A 15,048-nucleotide genomic window follows, 5' to 3' on the forward strand; every position below is an offset into this window, starting at 1 on the left:
CGGTCAACCCGTAGCCGCCAATATCGGTGAGCTGTCATGTTTTTGGCTTCTTGTAGAGTTTGAGGAGGTCAAGCACTGCGACTGTTAACTGATCCACCCAGTTATCGCTTTGCCACTGGCTACTGCCCGTGAAGTGCCGCCCACGGAATGTCGCGCCCGCGAGATCACCGTCGTCGCGGGGCGAAGTAGAAATACCGCTCTGTATCACGACGATGACAGGCGGGCAGACGCACCCCGCTGAATTGGTAGGCCAAGGGGCGCTCCACCATTCATTTGCCAAGGGCCACTCCATCCCCCACGCGGCGTGCTCGGGCACAGGTCGCGTCTCGCTCTCACCCCATACATGGTCACGCCCGAGGGTCTGGGCGGTCACCGCGCGAACCCGCACCGCGCGTGGCGACACCCCCTGGGCGGCATAGGTATGCAATGAATGGTATGTGAGGTCTGGTTGCCTGAGTCGGAGCGGAGGTATCTGAAACAGCGCTGTTGTCGGCACCCACATCCATTGGTCCGTGTACGGGTCAAACGCGTCGTACTCCAGATGTGCAAGCGTCACGGTCGCCCCGCTACGCACGTACGTGTCGGACTCGTAGCGCGCACCGGCGCTCTCCGGCTCGGACGGGGACTCCAGATACGCCAGGTACTCGGGCGGGGTGGAGAACGAGAGTGCTGCCCGGCCACGTGCTCGTTTCGAGGCAATGGCTGTTACGCCGAGAGCGGCCCACTGCGGTTGCACTGGGACAAGGTCTCCAAGGGCACGCGCGGCGGTTCATTGGCCGACCTGTGCGACAGCATCCGCAAGCTGCCCAAGCACCAGCTCTGGCGCTGGGCCCAGGCTGGCGACCTGCCCGGCGACGGCCGCGAGATCGACCCCGACGCCCTGACCCAGCTGGTCGAGGCAAACCGGGGGCGCAAGGGCTTCGGCTTCACCCATTACGACCCGACGGTCGAGAACAACGACCTGTCGATTCAGGCCGCCAACGCCCGCGGCTTCACGGTCAATCTGTCGGCTGAGACCCTGGCCCAGGCCGACCAATACGCCGCCCTGGGCATCGCACCGGTGGTCGTGGTGCTGCCCATCGGCGCTACAAAGCCGCTACAGACCCCTGGAGGCCGCCACGTGTCCATCTGCCCCGCTACAGTGCGCGACGACATCCAGTGCGCTACTTGCGGCATCTGCGCCCATGCCACGCGCAAGGCCATCATCGGCTTCCCTGCCCACGGCACCAGCGCCAAGAAGGCCCAGGCAGTGTTCTTTGCCAGGGCTGTCTAACCGACTATGACCTGGACTATGACCTGGCCATACATTTTGAGCCCTTTTGAGACCTTTTAGCGCTCGGTTCTAAGCCGGTTCTAAGATGGCGCACAACGAGAAAAGCCTTCCAAATCAATGACTTGGAAGGCTTTAATTGGTGGGCGATGCAAGTTTCGAACTTGCGACCCCTGCAGTGTGAATGCAGTGCTCTACCCCTGAGCTAATCGCCCTGAAATACTGTTCAGGTAAGCCTCGAATTATACAACATCTTTTTCAACAATTCGCCAAACCGTTTTGCCACCGCTGGATTTGTCGAGTTGTTTCAACAGGTCTTGGTGGGCGGCGGCATCCTCATCGCTGACCGCAAGTACCGGCAGCACGAAGCCACTCAAATCCATATGGGCCACAGCCACCACAGCGGTGTCCTCATCACCCACATCAATCAGCAGCGCATCCTGGCCCCGCGTGAGGTTGATATAGACCTGTGACAACAGCTCGGCATCCAGCAAAGCACCGTGCACTTCGCGCCCAGACCGGTCCACTTCTAGCCGGTCGCACAGGGCATCGAGTGAATTGCGCTTGCCGGGGTACAACTCTTTGGCCAGGGCCAGCGTGTCGATCACGCCGCTGACAAAACTTTTCAACGGCGGTTTGCCCAGCCGCTCCAGCTCTTTGTTCAGAAAGCCGACGTCGAACGCGGCGTTGTGGATGATGAGTTCGGCATCCTGGCAATAGGCCACAAATGCGTCGGCAATCTCGGCGAATTTGGGCTTGTCGCGCAAAAATTCGGTGGTGATCCCGTGTACCCGCAGCGCGTCTTCGTGGCTGTCTCGCTCGGGGTTGATGTAGTGGTGGAAATGGTGGCCGGTGAGCTTGCGGTTGAATAGCTCAACACAACCAATTTCCAGCACGCGGTCACCGCCCGCAGCCGACAGGCCGGTGGTTTCGGTATCCAGAATAATTTGGCGCATAAACTATCTTTTTAATAGCTGCCTGCGCAAGTGATACCTACGCTAAAGGCACTTTTTATCAATGATTTTCTTTGGCGTGGTTGACGGTGTACTTAGGGATTTCCACAGTCACATTTTGCTGCGACAAAAAGGCTTGGCAACCCAGGCGCGACTGCGGCTCCAGGCCCCAGGCGCGGTCGAGCAAATCTTCTTCGTTCTCATCCAGCTCGCCCAGCGACTGGTAGCCCTCGCGCACGATCACGTGGCAGGTAGTGCAGGCGCAGCTCATGTCGCAGGCGTGCTCGATGTTGATGTGGTTGTCCAGCATGGCCTCGCAGATCGAGGTGCCCGCAGGCGCGCTGATCTCGGCACCTTGCGGGCAGTATTCGGGGTGGGGCAGGATTTTGATGATGGGCATATCAGATGTTCTCGATGTTCTTGCCGGACAGGGCGTGCTGGATGCCCCGGTTCATGCGGGCGGCGGCGAAGGCTTCGGTGCCGTCGGCCAGTTGTTTGGTGGCGGCTTCAACCAGTTTGGCATCGGTGAGCAGCTTGGTCTGAACCAGTTCGGCACGCAAGACTTCGATGGCGGACAGCTCATCTTCTGAGAGCAAATCACCATCCGCTGCCAGCGCGCTCTGGGTGGCCAGCAGCATGCGGTCGGCATCCACGCGGGCTTCGACCAGGGCGCGGGCCTGCATGTCTTGCGCGGCGGTGTGGAAGCTGTCTTGCAGCATCTGGGCGATCTGTTCGTCGCTCAGGCCGTAGCTGGGTTTGACGGTGATCTGCGCTTCCACGCCACTGCCCTGTTCCTTGGCGGCCACGCTGAGCAGGCCGTCAGCATCCACCGTGAAGGTGACGCGGATACGCGCGGCACCTGCGGCCATCGGCGGGATGCCGCGCAGCTCGAAGCGGGCCAGGCTGCGGCAGTCGGCCACCAGGTCGCGCTCGCCCTGCACCACGTGCAAAGCCAGGGCGGTCTGGCCGTCTTGGTAGGTGGTGAAATCCTGCGCCATCGCCGTGGGAATGGTCTGGTTGCGCGGCACAATGCGCTCGACCAAGCCGCCCATGGTCTCGATACCCAGCGACAGCGGAATCACGTCCAGCAGCAGCAAGTCCCCTGCCCCACTGTTTCCCGCCAGTTGGTTGGCCTGGATGGCGGCACCCAGGGCGACGACTTCGTCCGGGTTCAGGTTGGTGAGCGGCGCGCGGCCAAAGAAGTCGGCCACGGCGCGCTGGATTTGCGGCATGCGGGTGGAGCCGCCGACCATCACCGTACCCTGCACCTCGTCCACGCTCAACTTGGCATCGCGCAGCGCTTTGCGTACGGCGGTCATGGTGCGGGCAGTCAGCGGGGCAGTGGCGGCTTCAAAGTCTGATTTTTTAACGTCAAATTGCACGCTAGCGCTGGATAGATCTGCGCGAATAGCTACCAAATTTATAGCAGACAGAGCTTCTTTGCAGGCGCGGGCTGCGGCGTTCAGGGCCACTTTGTCAGACGCGGACACGGCTTGCTGGCCGGTTTGCGCCAGCACCCAGTCGGCCAGTGCGCGGTCGTAGTCGTCGCCGCCCAGGGCCGCATCGCCGCCGGTGGCAATCACCTCGAACACGCCCTGGCTGAGGCGCAAGATGCTGATGTCAAACGTGCCACCGCCCAGGTCGTACACCGCGTAAATGCCTTCGCTGCCGTTGTCCAGGCCGTAGGCGATGGCCGCAGCCGTGGGCTCGTTGATCAGGCGCAGCACGTTCAAACCGGCCAGTTGCGCCGCGTCCTTGGTGGCCTGGCGCTGGGCATCGTCGAAATAGGCGGGCACGGTGATGACGGCACCATACACGTCGTCCAAAAAGCTGTCTTCGGCGCGGAAACGCAGTGTGGCCAGGATTTCGGCACTGACTTCGACCGGCGATTTCTCGCCATGCGCGGTTTGCAGACCGACCATGCCGGGCTTATCGATGAATACGTAGGGCAACTTCTCGCGCTGGGCGATGTCAGCCAGGCTGCGGCCCATGAAGCGCTTCACAGACGCAATGGTGTTTTCGGGGTCGCTGGCCTGGGCGGCCAGTGCGTCGTAGCCGATCTGGCGTTTGTCGCCAGGTAGGTAGCGCACCACGCTGGGCAAAATCACCCTGCCCTGGTCGTCGGGCAGGCAGACGGCTTCGCCGCTGCGCACGGTGGCTACCAGCGAGTGCGTGGTGCCGAGGTCGATGCCGACGGCATGGCGGCGCTGGTGCGGGTCGGGCGACTGGCCGGGTTCGGAAATTTGGAGGAGCGCCATGGGGAGTAATAAGTTATTCGTCGATTGTCACAGGCGGTCGATAGCATCATCTACGTCACGGGCAAAGCGCTCGATGAACATCAGGGCGCGCACCTGCTGGGCGGCAGCGAAGTAGTCGTGGGCCACGTCCAGCAGCTGGGCGCATTGGACTAGGCCGTCGCGGCGGGCTTGCAGCACCTCGGTGTTCAAGGCTTCCAGTGCAGCTGCGCTGTTGGCATCGTCTAAGGCTTCGCGCCATTCCATTTGCTGCATCAAAAATGCGGTGGGCATGGCGGTGTTGTTCTCGGCCTGGATGGGTGCACCAAGTAGCTCGCACAGGTAGGCCGCCCGCTTGAGCGGGTCTTTCAGCCGCGCCCAGGCTTCATTGATGCGCACCGACCACTGCATAGCCACGCGCTGTGCCGCGCCGGCTTGGGCTGCAAAGCGGTCCGGGTGCGCCTCGCGCTGCAAGTCCTGCCAGCGTGTCTGCATGGCGGCAAGGTCCTGCGCGAACTGTTCAGGGATATCGAACAGCGCAAAGTCGTTGGATTGAAGATTCATACATGCCAAGAAAAAACCGCCGGGGCGCTGAGCACGGGCGGTTGGTGTTCGGAGCGCTGCCGTTAAATTCGAAAGCTTTCTCCGCAGCCACATTTATCGCGCTCGTTCGGATTTTCGAACTTGAAGCCTTCGTTCAGGCCTTCGCGCACAAAGTCGAGTTGCGTGCCGTCGATGTAAGCCAGGCTTTTCGGATCGACCAGCACTTTCACGCCATGGCCTTCGAAGATCACATCTTCGGGGGCGAATGCGTCTACGTACTCCAGCTTGTAAGCCAGGCCCGAGCAGCCCGTGGTTTTGACACCCAGTCGCACACCCACGCCCTTGCCACGTTTGGCCAGGTAGCGGGTGACATGCCGGGCAGCAGCCTCAGTCAGCGTGACAGCCATGTTCAGTGAACCTGGACAGCCGCCGCAGCGTGTTTTTGCTTGTAGTCATTGACTGCGGCCTTGATGGCATCTTCGGCCAGGATGGAGCAATGGATCTTGACCGGGGGCAGCGCCAGTTCTTCGGCGATCTGGCTGTTTTTCAACGCAGCCGCTTCGTCCAGGGTTTTACCCTTGACCCATTCGGTCACCAGCGAGCTGGACGCAATGGCCGAGCCGCAGCCGTAGGTCTTGAACCGTGCGTCTTCGATCACACCGGTGACGGGGTTGACCTTGATTTGCAACTTCATCACGTCGCCGCAAGCAGGGGCACCGACCATGCCGGTACCTACGCTGTCGTCGCCTTTTTCAAACGAGCCGACGTTGCGGGGGTTCTCATAGTGGTCAACTACTTTTTCAGAATAAGCCATGGTGTTTTACCTCTTCAATTCAAATCAATGTGCCGACCATTGGATGGTGCTGATGTCAATACCATCTTGGTACATTTCCCACAAAGGACTCAAGTCGCGCAGCTTGGCCACGTTGACCTTGATGGTATCGACGGCGTAGTCGATGTCGGCCTCGGTGGTCCAGCGGCCAATAGTCATGCGCAGGCTGCTGTGGGCCAGCTCGTCACTACGACCCAGGGCGCGCAATACATAGCTGGGTTCCAGGCTGGCGGATGTACACGCCGAACCGCTGGAAACGGCCAAACCCTTGATGCCCATGATCAGCGACTCGCCTTCGACGTAGTTGAAGCTCATGTTCAGGTTGTGCGGCACACGTTTCGTTTCGTGCCCGTTGATGAACACCTGCTCCACGTCTTTCAAACCGGCCAGCATGCGATCGTGCAAGGCCTGGATGCGGACGTTTTCCACGCCCATTTCTTCCTTGGCGATGCGATAAGCCTCGCCCATGCCGACGATCTGGTGCGTAGGCAAGGTGCCCGAACGCATGCCGCGCTCGTGACCGCCGCCGTGCATTTGCGCTTCCAGGCGGATGCGCGGCTTGCGGCGAACGAACAGAGCACCGATGCCTTTGGGTCCGTAGGTTTTGTGCGAAGTCAAACTCATCAGATCGACCGGTATGGTCGACAAATCAAACTCGACACGGCCGGTAGCCTGGGCTGCGTCAGAATGCAAGATCACGCCCTTTTCGCGGCAGATGGCACCGATCGCAGCGATGTCCTGGATCACACCGATTTCGTTGTTCACGAACATCACGCTGGCCAGGATGGTGTCGGGACGGATAGCCGCCTTGAAAACTTCCAGATCAAGCAACCCATCGGCCTGCACGTCTAGGTAGGTGACTTCAAAGCCCTGACGCTCCAACTCGCGGCAGGTGTCGAGTACAGCTTTGTGCTCGGTCTTCACCGTGATGATGTGCTTGCCCTTGGTTTTGTAGAACTGGGCGGCACCCTTGAGTGCCAGATTGTTGGACTCGGTAGCACCCGAAGTCCAGACGATTTCACGCGGGTCGGCACCGATCAGTGCCGCCACTTGTTCGCGGGCTTTTTCCACCGCAGCTTCCGCCTCCCAGCCCCACGCATGGCTGCGCGACGCGGGGTTGCCAAAGTGTTCGCGCAACCAAGGAATCATGGCATCCACCACCCGCTCGTCGCAGGGGTTGGTGGCGCTGTAGTCCATATAAATGGGGAAGTGTGGGGTATCCATTGGCTAGCTCTCAAAAACTTTTGGTGAAGGCTGGCTTTAAAAAAAGCACTGTGAGGGAATTAAGACTTGGCAAATACGTTGCCAAGGGCAAACACGGAATTCGGTCCGGTGATGCGAATGGGCTTGACGACCGGCATGCTAGAGATGGCGCGCTTGACCATAGGCTTGCTTTCGATCTGCACGCCCTTGGCGAGTTGCTCGTCCACCAGTTTTTGCAGGCTTACCGAGTCCAGAAACTCAACCATTCGGGTGTTCAGCGAGGCCCACAGGTCGTGTGTCATGCAACGACCGGCTTCGCCCAGGCAGTTTTCCTTGCCACCGCACTGGGTCGCATCTATCGGCTCATCCACCGAGACAATGATGTCGGCCACAGTGATGTCAGCGGCTTTGCGGCCCAGTGTGTAACCGCCGCCGGGACCACGCGTAGATTCAACCAACTCATGGCGGCGCAGTTTACCGAAGAGCTGCTCCAAGTACGAGAGAGAAATTTGTTGCCGCTGGCTGATAGCCGCAAGCGTAACGGGGCCGTTGTTCTGGCGCAGGGCCAGATCAATCATGGCGGTGACCGCAAAACGGCCTTTAGTGGTGAGTCGCATCGCAAGCTCCTGTTTAGTTGGCCACGACTTACATGGTTACCACGCAAATCATTTAGGCAATACTGGGGTGTCACATGGAACCAAAACCGTATTTCGACAGTCTCAACTCCGCTTCATCCAGCGTGCTTGCCGTGATTGAGTCACGGCAGCCACCCCCAACCTCTGGTTTTTCTTTATTGACAAAGTGGATTATAGCAAAGAAACCAATTGAATTCGTCGGGTAAGCATACTGGTTAGTCTTATTTTAGAACGATTAGTTTTACAGCGCAATGTTGTCGTGCCCCGAGGCCCCAAAGGCCTGGGTTTTGAGCACCGCTAACTGATCGCGCACACGGGCGGCCTTCTCGAATTCCAGGTTGCGGGCGTGCTCCAGCATCAGCTTCTCCAACCGTTTGATTTCGCGGGCGATATCTTTTTCACCCATGTCCTCCACCTTTGCGCGCTGGATCGCGTCTTGTGCCAGCTTCTCGGCTTCGCGGCCGGACTTTTCGCTGTACACGCCGTCGATCAGGTCCTTCACCTGCTTCTTGATACTGCGCGGGGTGATGCCCTGCTCAAGGTTATGGGCGATTTGTTTGGTGCGGCGGCGCTCGGTCTCATCAATCGCCTTGCGCATGGATTCGGTGACCTTATCGGCGTACAGAATGGCCCGACCATTCAGGTTACGCGCCGCCCGGCCAATGGTCTGGATCAGCGAGCGCTCGGATCGCAAAAAGCCTTCCTTGTCCGCATCCAAAATGGCCACCAGCGACACCTCCGGCACGTCCAAGCCCTCGCGTAACAGGTTGATACCGACCAGCACGTCAAAGGTACCCAGGCGCAGGTCGCGCAAGATCTCTACCCGCTCCACCGTATCCACATCGCTGTGCAGGTAGCGCACTTTCACGCCGTTCTCAGACAGATAATCGGTCAGTTGTTCGGCCATTTTTTTGGTCAGCGTGGTGATGAAAACCCGCTCGCTTTTTTCAACACGGATGCGGATTTCTTGCAGCACGTCGTCCACCTGGTGGGTGGCCGGGCGCACTTCTACATGGGGATCTACCAGACCGGTGGGGCGCACCAGCTGCTCCACCACCTGGCCGGTGTGTTCTTTTTCCCAGTTGCCGGGCGTGGCCGAGACGAACACCGCCTGGCGCATCTTGGTCTCGAATTCTTCAAACTTCAGCGGGCGGTTGTCCAGCGCACTGGGCAGGCGAAAACCGTATTCCACCAACGTGGTCTTGCGCGCCCTATCGCCGTTGTACATGCCGCCAAACTGACCGATCAGGATATGGCTTTCGTCCAGAAACATCAGCGCGTCTTTGGGCAGGTAGTCGGTGAGCGTAGACGGCGGCATGCCGGGCAGCGCGGCGCTGAGGTGGCGGGTGTAGTTTTCAATGCCCTTGCAGTGGCCGATCTCAGTCAGCATTTCCAGATCAAAGCGGGTGCGCTGCTCCAGCCGCTGGGCCTCCACCAGCTTGCCCATGCCGACCAGTTCTTTCAGCCGGTCGGACAGCTCGGTTTTGATGGTTTCCACCGCCGCTAAAACCTTGTCGCGCGGGGTCACGTAATGGCTGCTGGGGTAGACGGTAAAGCGAGGAATCTTCTGGCGGATGCGGCCGGTGAGCGGGTCGAACAGTTGCAGCGTCTCGATCTCGTCGTCAAATAGCTCGATGCGGATGGCCAGCTCAGAATGCTCGGCTGGAAACACATCAATCGTGTCGCCGCGCACACGGAACTTGCCCCGGCTGAACTCCATGTCGTTGCGCTGGTACTGCATGCGAATCAGCTGGGCAATCACGTCGCGCTGGCCCATTTTGTCGCCTTGGCGCAGCGTCATCACCATCTGGTGGTAGGCCTCGGGCTGGCCGATACCGTAGATGGCGGACACCGTGGCCACAATGATGACATCGCGCCGCTCCAGCACGCTCTTGGTACAGCTCAGGCGCATCTGCTCGATGTGCTCGTTGATGGCGCTGTCTTTCTCGATAAACAAATCGCGCTGCGGCACGTAAGCCTCGGGCTGGTAGTAGTCGTAGTAGCTAACGAAATACTCCACCGCATTTTTCGGAAAGAACTCGCGGAACTCGCTGTACAGCTGTGCAGCCAGAGTCTTGTTGGGCGCAAAAACAATCGCAGGACGGCCCATGCGGGCAATCACATTGGCCATCGTGAAGGTCTTACCCGAGCCGGTCACACCCAGCAGGGTTTGGAACACTTCACCGTCACGCAGGCCTTCCACCAGCTTGTCGATCGCCTGTGGCTGGTCGCCAGCGGGGGGGTACGGCATGAACAGCTCGAACGGTGAGCCGGGGAAGCTGACGAACTCGCCTTCGGGCTGCTCGGGAGAGGTGGACGGGTACAGGGAGACGATTTCGGTCATGGGCGCAAATTCCAGATCGGCGGAAAACCCGATACTGTATAGGAATACAGGCTTACTTGGTCGGCTGCAGAGTCAAGCCAATCAAACGCGACACCACGGCAGCCAGGTAAATGACCCCGGCAAACATCTCCAGGCTGGCCAGCGAGCGCGCATGCGGGGTGATGGGAATCACGTCGCCAATACCGGTGCTGGAGAGCAGCGCAAAGCTCAAGAACATCAGCTCCGTCCAGGTGCGGGGCTGGTCGGCGTTGACGGCGGCGGCAAAGCAGCCGGGCTGCAGCGCCTGCGCCAGCACAAACAAATAGGTAAACGCCCAGGCCAGCAAAGTAAAGGTGGCCCCTGCCGCAAACAGCTCATCGGTGGTGGCGCGGTGGTCTTCCAGCATGTATCGGATCAGGCTGAACGCCGCATAAAAGTAAAAAACCGCCTCCAGCCCCGCCGACCAGGGCAGCAGATGCGGCATGCCGTACAGGGCCTGTAGCGCCAGCAAGACTATTGACGGCAGCGCGATGCACACGCTCACCCAAGTCAGGCCCGGCGTGCTGCGCACCATACGGACGGTGATGCCCAGCACCACAATGCCGAACACGCCAAAGCCAATGCGGCCCGCGTCGGTGTCCTCGATAAAGGGGTACAGCACCATGCCCAGCAGCTGCACCAGCAGCAAAATGGCAGACGGGTGGCGGCGGGTGTGGGCGTAGAGGCGAAGGTAGCGCATGCGCAGATTCTCCCGCACTGCGCCTACCCGGTAAAAATACGTGTCAAATTGACACTCTGTGCTTATTCAATAGGCGCAAGCAGCTATCGAAACCATAGTACCCAGCAGAATCGACGGTAGAGCCCCACGCCACCCCAGCTAAAATTCGCGGCTGCCCGCACACACGGGCAAACCGTTATTGACAACCCCCAAAGGATTTTTCCATGTCACTGTTTACCGCCGTCGAAATGGCCCCGCGCGACCCGATTCTGGGCCTGAACGAGCAATTCAATGCCGACACCAACCCCAACAAAGTCAACCTGGGCGTGGGCGTGTACTTCGACGACAACGGCAAACTGCCTCTGCTGGCCTGCGTGCAAACCGTGGAAAAGCAAATGACCGACGCGCCCAAGCCCCGTGGCTACCTGCCGATCGACGGCGTGGCGGCTTATGACGCAGCGGTAAAAGACCTGGTTTTCGGTGTCGGCTCCGAAGCCGCCACCTCCGGCCGGGCCATCACCGTACAAGGCATTGGCGGCACCGGCGGTCTGAAGATTGGCGCTGACTTTTTAAAGAAGCTCAACCCCAACGCCAAGGTGATGATCAGCGATCCAAGCTGGGAAAACCACCGCGCCCTGTTCCAAAACGCCGGTTTTGAGGTCGAAAGCTACGCCTACTACGATGCCGTCGCACGCGGTGTGAACTTCGACGGCATGTTGGCCTCGTTGAACGCCGCCGTGGCCGGCACCATCGTGGTCCTGCACGCCTGCTGCCACAACCCCACAGGCTACGACATCACCGCCGCCCAATGGGACCAAGTGGTCGAGGTCGTCAAGGCACGCAATCTGACCCCCTTCCTGGACATGGCCTACCAAGGCTTTGGCTACGGCATCACCGAGGACGGCGCGGTCATCGGCAAGTTTGTGGCTGCGGGCCTGAGTTTCTTTGTGTCCACCTCGTTCAGCAAGAGCTTCAGCCTGTACGGCGAGCGCGTGGGCGCGTTGACCGTGCTGTGCGAGTCGAAAGAAGAGGCCGGCCGCGTGCTGAGCCAGCTCAAGGTGTGCATCCGCACCAACTACAGCAACCCGCAAATCCACGGTGCGACCGTGGTGGCCACCGTGCTCAACACCCCCGCGCTGCGTTCCCAGTGGGAGCAAGAGCTGGGCGAAATGCGTGTGCGCATCAAGGCCATGCGGCAAAAGCTGGTCGATGGTCTCAAAGCCGCCGGTGTGCAGCAAGACATGTCCTTCATCACCAAACAAATCGGCATGTTTAGCTACTCCGGCCTGAGCAAGGACCAGATGGTGCGTCTGCGCGACGAGTTTGGCGTGTACGGCACCGACACCGGCCGCATGTGCGTGGCCGCGCTGAACAGCAAAAACATTGACTACGTCTGCGCGTCGATTGCCAAGGTGGTGTAAGCCCCAAGCTGTAACAGGAGCGAATTTACTCCTAAATAAATAGCTGCTAGCGCATGTTGTACATGCGCTAGCAGCTATTTTTACGTCTAAAAATTTAATCCCAAAATTACAGTGCCTGGCCCAACCGGGCAATGCCCTCTTCGATCTTCTCTAGGCCCACCGTGGCAAAGCTCAGGCGCAGGGTGGACACATCGGGGTCGTGGGCAAAAAACGGCGCGCCGGGCACAAAGGCCACCAGTTTTTCGATGGCGCGCTTGGCAAAGGCGCTGGCATCGCGCCCTTCGGTCAGCCGGGCCCAGAAGAACATACCGCCTTGCGGGGCGTTAAAGGTGATGGCGCTACCCAGATCGCGTTGCAGGCTGGCGGCCATGACACGGGCGCGCTCGGCGTAGGTGGTACGCACCTGGATCAGCGTGCCGTCCAGCCGGTTCAGCGTGAGGTAGTGCGCGGCCGTAGCCTGGGTCAGGTTGCTGGTATGGGCATCGCTGAACTGCTTGCACATGGTGGCTGCGGCCAGCAGCGCGGGCGGGGCAATCATCCAGCCCACGCGCAGGCCGGGGCTCAAGATTTTGCTCATCGAACCGCAGTGCGCCAGCCAGTCGCGGCTGCCGGGCACGTCGGCGCTCAGGGCCAGCAGACTGGGGGGGGGTGGCTGGTCAAAGTACAGCTCGCAGTAGGGGTCGTCCTCGACGATCAGCGTTTGGGTACGCACCGCAATTTCCAGAATACGCTTGCGCCGCTCCAGACTCAGCGTGGCCCCGCTGGGGTTGCCAAAAGTGGGAATCAGGTAAACCAGCTTGGGCTTGTGTTGGTCGATGAGCTTTTCCAGTGCATCCACATCCACACCGTCCGCGTCGATGGGCGCGCCGATGAGCTTGGCACCGTACAGGCGAAAGCACTGGATAGTGGCCAAAAAGGTCGGGGCTTCGACGATCACTGTGTCGCCGGGCGAAATCATGGTCTTGCCAATCAGGTCCAGCGCCTGCTGGCTGCCGGTGGTGACGATCAGGCCTTCCGGGGCCACCGTCACGCCTTTGTGGCCCATGAAGAGGCTGAGCTGCTCACGCAGCGGGTTGAAGCCCTCGGTGGCACCGTATTGGAGTACCGCACCGGGGTTGTTGGCCAGTACGAAGGCGGTGGACTCGGCGATACCCGCCACATCGAACAGCGCCGGATCGGGAAAGCCACCCGCAAAGCTGATGATGCCGGGCGTGCCCAGTAGCTTGAAGAGTTCGCGGATGGCGGAGGTTTCGACGTTCTGGAGGCGGTCGGCAAAGTGCAGTGACATGGTGTGTGTTATTCGCTTTCGGGAAGTCATTGTCGCCAATCTGCACACCGGCCTTCTGCATGGGGAAAACGCTGGCTCTACATACCCAAAAGTGCCCCATAAATCGTACAGAATGGGGTGGGATGTAAGCAATTAATTCACCTTCACCACAGGACGCACCATGCCCGACATCGCAGTATTTTTCCAAACGGTCAAGTTGCCCGTCATGTCCGAAGTCGGCCACGCGCTGATCCGCACGCTCAACGATGAAGACGCTACCGGCCCGCAGGTAGCGGCCATCATCGCCAAGGACGCCACGCTCACCGCCAGGCTGCTGCGCCTGGCCAACAGCGCCAGTTTTGGCCTGAGCCGTAGTGTCAGCTCGGTGGGCGATGCGATCAGCCTGGTGGGGATGGGCCGGGTGCGCACATTGGGACTGGCGGCCTCTATGGGCGATGCATTTCCGCCGGTGGAAGGGCTGAGCCAAACCGAATTCTGGCGCAGCTGCATGGTCAGCGCGGGCTATGCGCAGTGGCTGGCAGCCAACCTGGGGCTGGATGGCAGCGAAGCCTGGTTGGCCAGCATGATGGTCCGGCTGGGCGAGATGATGATTGCCCAGATACAGCCCGCCAGCCTGGCCGAAATTGAAAAGCTGCCCCGGCAACCCGGCGGCCGCTGGGAGCGCGAAACCCGGCTGACCGGCTTTAACGAAGGCCAGATCACCGCCGAACTGGCCCGTCGCTGGAACTTCCCCGCCGAGATCGTGCGGGCGCTGGACACCTCGTCAGACCCCATGGAAGCCAAACCCTTCAACCGGCTGGGCGGCATCGTCCACCTGGCCATGCTGCTGGCCGACATGCCCCCCGGCGGCGCAGAGATGCTGGACGCACTGCCCGAAGACGTGGTGAAGGCTTTGCAACTCAACCCCGAGTGGATGCGCGCCAAATTCCCCCTGCCGGACAGTTTCATACAAATGGACTGAACTGCGGTGTAATCCCGGCATGAAACGCGACGCTATTGCCGGATTTTTTGCCACTCTCCAGGCCGCCAACCCGATGCCGGTTACCGAGCTCGAGTACACCAGTGTGTTCGAGCTGCTAACGGCCGTGCTGCTGTCAGCCCAGGCCACCGATGTGGGGGTCAACAAGGCCACCCGCAAGCTGTTTCCTGTGGCCCATACGCCACAGGCGATTCTGGACCTGGGACTGGACGGGCTGGAGAGCTATATCAAAACCATCGGCCTCTACCACAGCAAAGCCAAACACCTGCTGCAAACCTGCCAGATGCTGGTGCAACTGCATGGTGGCCAGGTGCCGCGCACCCGTGAGGCGCTAGAGGCACTGCCCGGTGTGGGCCGCAAAACCGCCAACGTGGTGCTGAACGTAGCCTTTGGTGAGCCCACCATGGCGGTAGACACGCATATTTTTCGCCTAGGCAACCGCACCGGATTGGCCCCTGGCAAGACCCCGCTGGAGGTAGAAAAAGGCCTGCTCAAACGCATCCCGCCAGAGTACATGGTGGACGCGCACCACTGGTTGATCCTGCATGGCCGCTACATCTGCCAGGCCCGCAAACCGCTGTGCTGGCAGTGCCGTGTGGCACAGTTTTGCGACTTTCTGCCCAAGACACCCGCCCCGGGCTGAAGGGGC

The 15,048-nt window shown here is 60.3% G+C and carries 15 protein-coding genes and 1 tRNA gene; 4 read left to right on the plus strand and 12 right to left on the minus strand.

Annotated features, from left to right (window positions below; genetic code table 11):
• Nucleotides 1-541 precede the first annotated feature (541 nt).
• Complete coding sequence (locus AC0969_RS06115) at nt 542-1,273, plus strand: DUF7227 family protein (protein ID WP_479623249.1); 732 nt, start codon at nt 542-544, stop codon at nt 1,271-1,273.
• 137 nt (nt 1,274-1,410) lie between these two features.
• Here AC0969_RS06115 and AC0969_RS06120 read toward each other — a convergent pair.
• The 11 genes from AC0969_RS06120 to AC0969_RS06170 all read right to left on the minus strand — a co-directional run bounded on the left by AC0969_RS06120 (nt 1,411) and on the right by AC0969_RS06170 (nt 10,732).
• Nucleotides 1,411-1,485 (minus strand) — tRNA-Val (locus tag AC0969_RS06120).
• A gap of 27 nt (nt 1,486-1,512) precedes the next feature.
• Nucleotides 1,513-2,226 carry a DNA polymerase III subunit epsilon gene (dnaQ, locus tag AC0969_RS06125; protein ID WP_479623250.1) on the minus strand — a complete coding sequence of 238 codons (714 nt, stop codon included), beginning with the start codon at nt 2,224-2,226 and terminating at the stop codon, nt 1,513-1,515.
• Between the two features lie 58 nt (nt 2,227-2,284).
• A complete protein-coding gene (gene fdx, locus AC0969_RS06130; RefSeq protein WP_479623251.1) occupies nt 2,285-2,623 on the minus strand; it encodes an ISC system 2Fe-2S type ferredoxin in 339 nt (112 codons plus the stop codon).
• Between the two features lies 1 nt (nt 2,624).
• The gene (hscA, locus tag AC0969_RS06135) at nt 2,625-4,481 is read right to left on the minus strand and encodes a Fe-S protein assembly chaperone HscA (RefSeq protein WP_479623252.1); all 1,857 of its coding nucleotides are present in this window, start codon (nt 4,479-4,481) and stop codon (nt 2,625-2,627) included.
• A 27-nt stretch (nt 4,482-4,508) separates the two neighbouring features.
• Nucleotides 4,509-5,021, minus strand: a complete 513-nt coding sequence (gene hscB, locus AC0969_RS06140) for a Fe-S protein assembly co-chaperone HscB (protein ID WP_479623253.1) — start codon at nt 5,019-5,021, stop codon at nt 4,509-4,511.
• A gap of 62 nt (nt 5,022-5,083) precedes the next feature.
• A complete protein-coding gene (gene iscA / locus AC0969_RS06145; RefSeq protein ID WP_479623254.1) occupies nt 5,084-5,407 on the minus strand; it encodes an iron-sulfur cluster assembly protein IscA in 324 nt (107 codons plus the stop codon).
• A gap of 2 nt (nt 5,408-5,409) precedes the next feature.
• Nucleotides 5,410-5,814 (minus strand): Fe-S cluster assembly scaffold IscU, encoded by a 405-nt coding sequence (gene iscU / locus AC0969_RS06150; RefSeq protein ID WP_479623255.1) that lies wholly within the window; start codon nt 5,812-5,814, stop codon nt 5,410-5,412.
• A 24-nt stretch (nt 5,815-5,838) separates the two neighbouring features.
• On the minus strand, nt 5,839-7,056 hold the full coding sequence (locus AC0969_RS06155; RefSeq protein ID WP_479623256.1) for an IscS subfamily cysteine desulfurase: 1,218 nt from the start codon (nt 7,054-7,056) through the stop codon (nt 5,839-5,841).
• A gap of 59 nt (nt 7,057-7,115) precedes the next feature.
• A complete protein-coding gene (iscR, locus tag AC0969_RS06160; RefSeq protein WP_479623257.1) occupies nt 7,116-7,652 on the minus strand; it encodes a Fe-S cluster assembly transcriptional regulator IscR in 537 nt (178 codons plus the stop codon).
• A gap of 259 nt (nt 7,653-7,911) precedes the next feature.
• A complete protein-coding gene (gene uvrB / locus AC0969_RS06165; RefSeq protein WP_479623258.1) occupies nt 7,912-10,014 on the minus strand; it encodes an excinuclease ABC subunit UvrB in 2,103 nt (700 codons plus the stop codon).
• A gap of 52 nt (nt 10,015-10,066) precedes the next feature.
• On the minus strand, nt 10,067-10,732 hold the full coding sequence (locus AC0969_RS06170) for an ion channel (RefSeq protein ID WP_479623259.1): 666 nt from the start codon (nt 10,730-10,732) through the stop codon (nt 10,067-10,069).
• Nucleotides 10,733-10,935: 203 nt separating this feature from the next.
• Between AC0969_RS06170 and AC0969_RS06175 the strand changes: the two genes are divergently transcribed.
• Complete coding sequence (locus AC0969_RS06175) at nt 10,936-12,132, plus strand: amino acid aminotransferase (protein WP_479623260.1); 1,197 nt, start codon at nt 10,936-10,938, stop codon at nt 12,130-12,132.
• Between the two features lie 106 nt (nt 12,133-12,238).
• On the opposite strand, the gene AC0969_RS06180 is transcribed toward AC0969_RS06175, so the two are convergent.
• The gene (locus tag AC0969_RS06180; protein WP_479623356.1) at nt 12,239-13,414 is read right to left on the minus strand and encodes an aminotransferase-like domain-containing protein; all 1,176 of its coding nucleotides are present in this window, start codon (nt 13,412-13,414) and stop codon (nt 12,239-12,241) included.
• Nucleotides 13,415-13,580: 166 nt separating this feature from the next.
• Between AC0969_RS06180 and AC0969_RS06185 the strand changes: the two genes are divergently transcribed.
• Together AC0969_RS06185 and nth are read left to right on the plus strand one after the other, a co-directional pair.
• Nucleotides 13,581-14,381: an HDOD domain-containing protein gene (locus AC0969_RS06185; RefSeq protein ID WP_479623261.1), complete on the plus strand. Its 801-nt coding sequence runs from the start codon at nt 13,581-13,583 to the stop codon at nt 14,379-14,381.
• A 19-nt stretch (nt 14,382-14,400) separates the two neighbouring features.
• Complete coding sequence (nth, locus tag AC0969_RS06190; RefSeq protein ID WP_479623262.1) at nt 14,401-15,042, plus strand: endonuclease III; 642 nt, start codon at nt 14,401-14,403, stop codon at nt 15,040-15,042.
• Nucleotides 15,043-15,048: the final 6 nt, after the last annotated feature.

It is taken from the genome of Rhodoferax sp. LB1P47, from assembly GCF_056521445.1.

Coding starts and splice junctions, on each gene's coding strand:
- AC0969_RS06155 (WP_479623256.1), bottom strand. CDS start 7,056: ATGGATACCCCACACTTCCCCATTTATATGGACTACAGCGCCACCAAC.
- hscB (WP_479623253.1), bottom strand. CDS start 5,021: ATGAATCTTCAATCCAACGACTTTGCGCTGTTCGATATCCCTGAACAG.
- AC0969_RS06185 (WP_479623261.1), top strand. CDS start 13,581: ATGCCCGACATCGCAGTATTTTTCCAAACGGTCAAGTTGCCCGTCATG.
- nth (WP_479623262.1), top strand. CDS start 14,401: ATGAAACGCGACGCTATTGCCGGATTTTTTGCCACTCTCCAGGCCGCC.
- iscU (WP_479623255.1), bottom strand. CDS start 5,814: ATGGCTTATTCTGAAAAAGTAGTTGACCACTATGAGAACCCCCGCAAC.
- AC0969_RS06115 (WP_479623249.1), top strand. CDS start 542: ATGTGCAAGCGTCACGGTCGCCCCGCTACGCACGTACGTGTCGGACTC.
- dnaQ (WP_479623250.1), bottom strand. CDS start 2,226: ATGCGCCAAATTATTCTGGATACCGAAACCACCGGCCTGTCGGCTGCG.
- hscA (WP_479623252.1), bottom strand. CDS start 4,481: ATGGCGCTCCTCCAAATTTCCGAACCCGGCCAGTCGCCCGACCCGCAC.
- AC0969_RS06175 (WP_479623260.1), top strand. CDS start 10,936: ATGTCACTGTTTACCGCCGTCGAAATGGCCCCGCGCGACCCGATTCTG.
- uvrB (WP_479623258.1), bottom strand. CDS start 10,014: ATGACCGAAATCGTCTCCCTGTACCCGTCCACCTCTCCCGAGCAGCCC.
- iscR (WP_479623257.1), bottom strand. CDS start 7,652: ATGCGACTCACCACTAAAGGCCGTTTTGCGGTCACCGCCATGATTGAT.
- fdx (WP_479623251.1), bottom strand. CDS start 2,623: ATGCCCATCATCAAAATCCTGCCCCACCCCGAATACTGCCCGCAAGGT.
- iscA (WP_479623254.1), bottom strand. CDS start 5,407: ATGGCTGTCACGCTGACTGAGGCTGCTGCCCGGCATGTCACCCGCTAC.
- AC0969_RS06170 (WP_479623259.1), bottom strand. CDS start 10,732: ATGCGCTACCTTCGCCTCTACGCCCACACCCGCCGCCACCCGTCTGCC.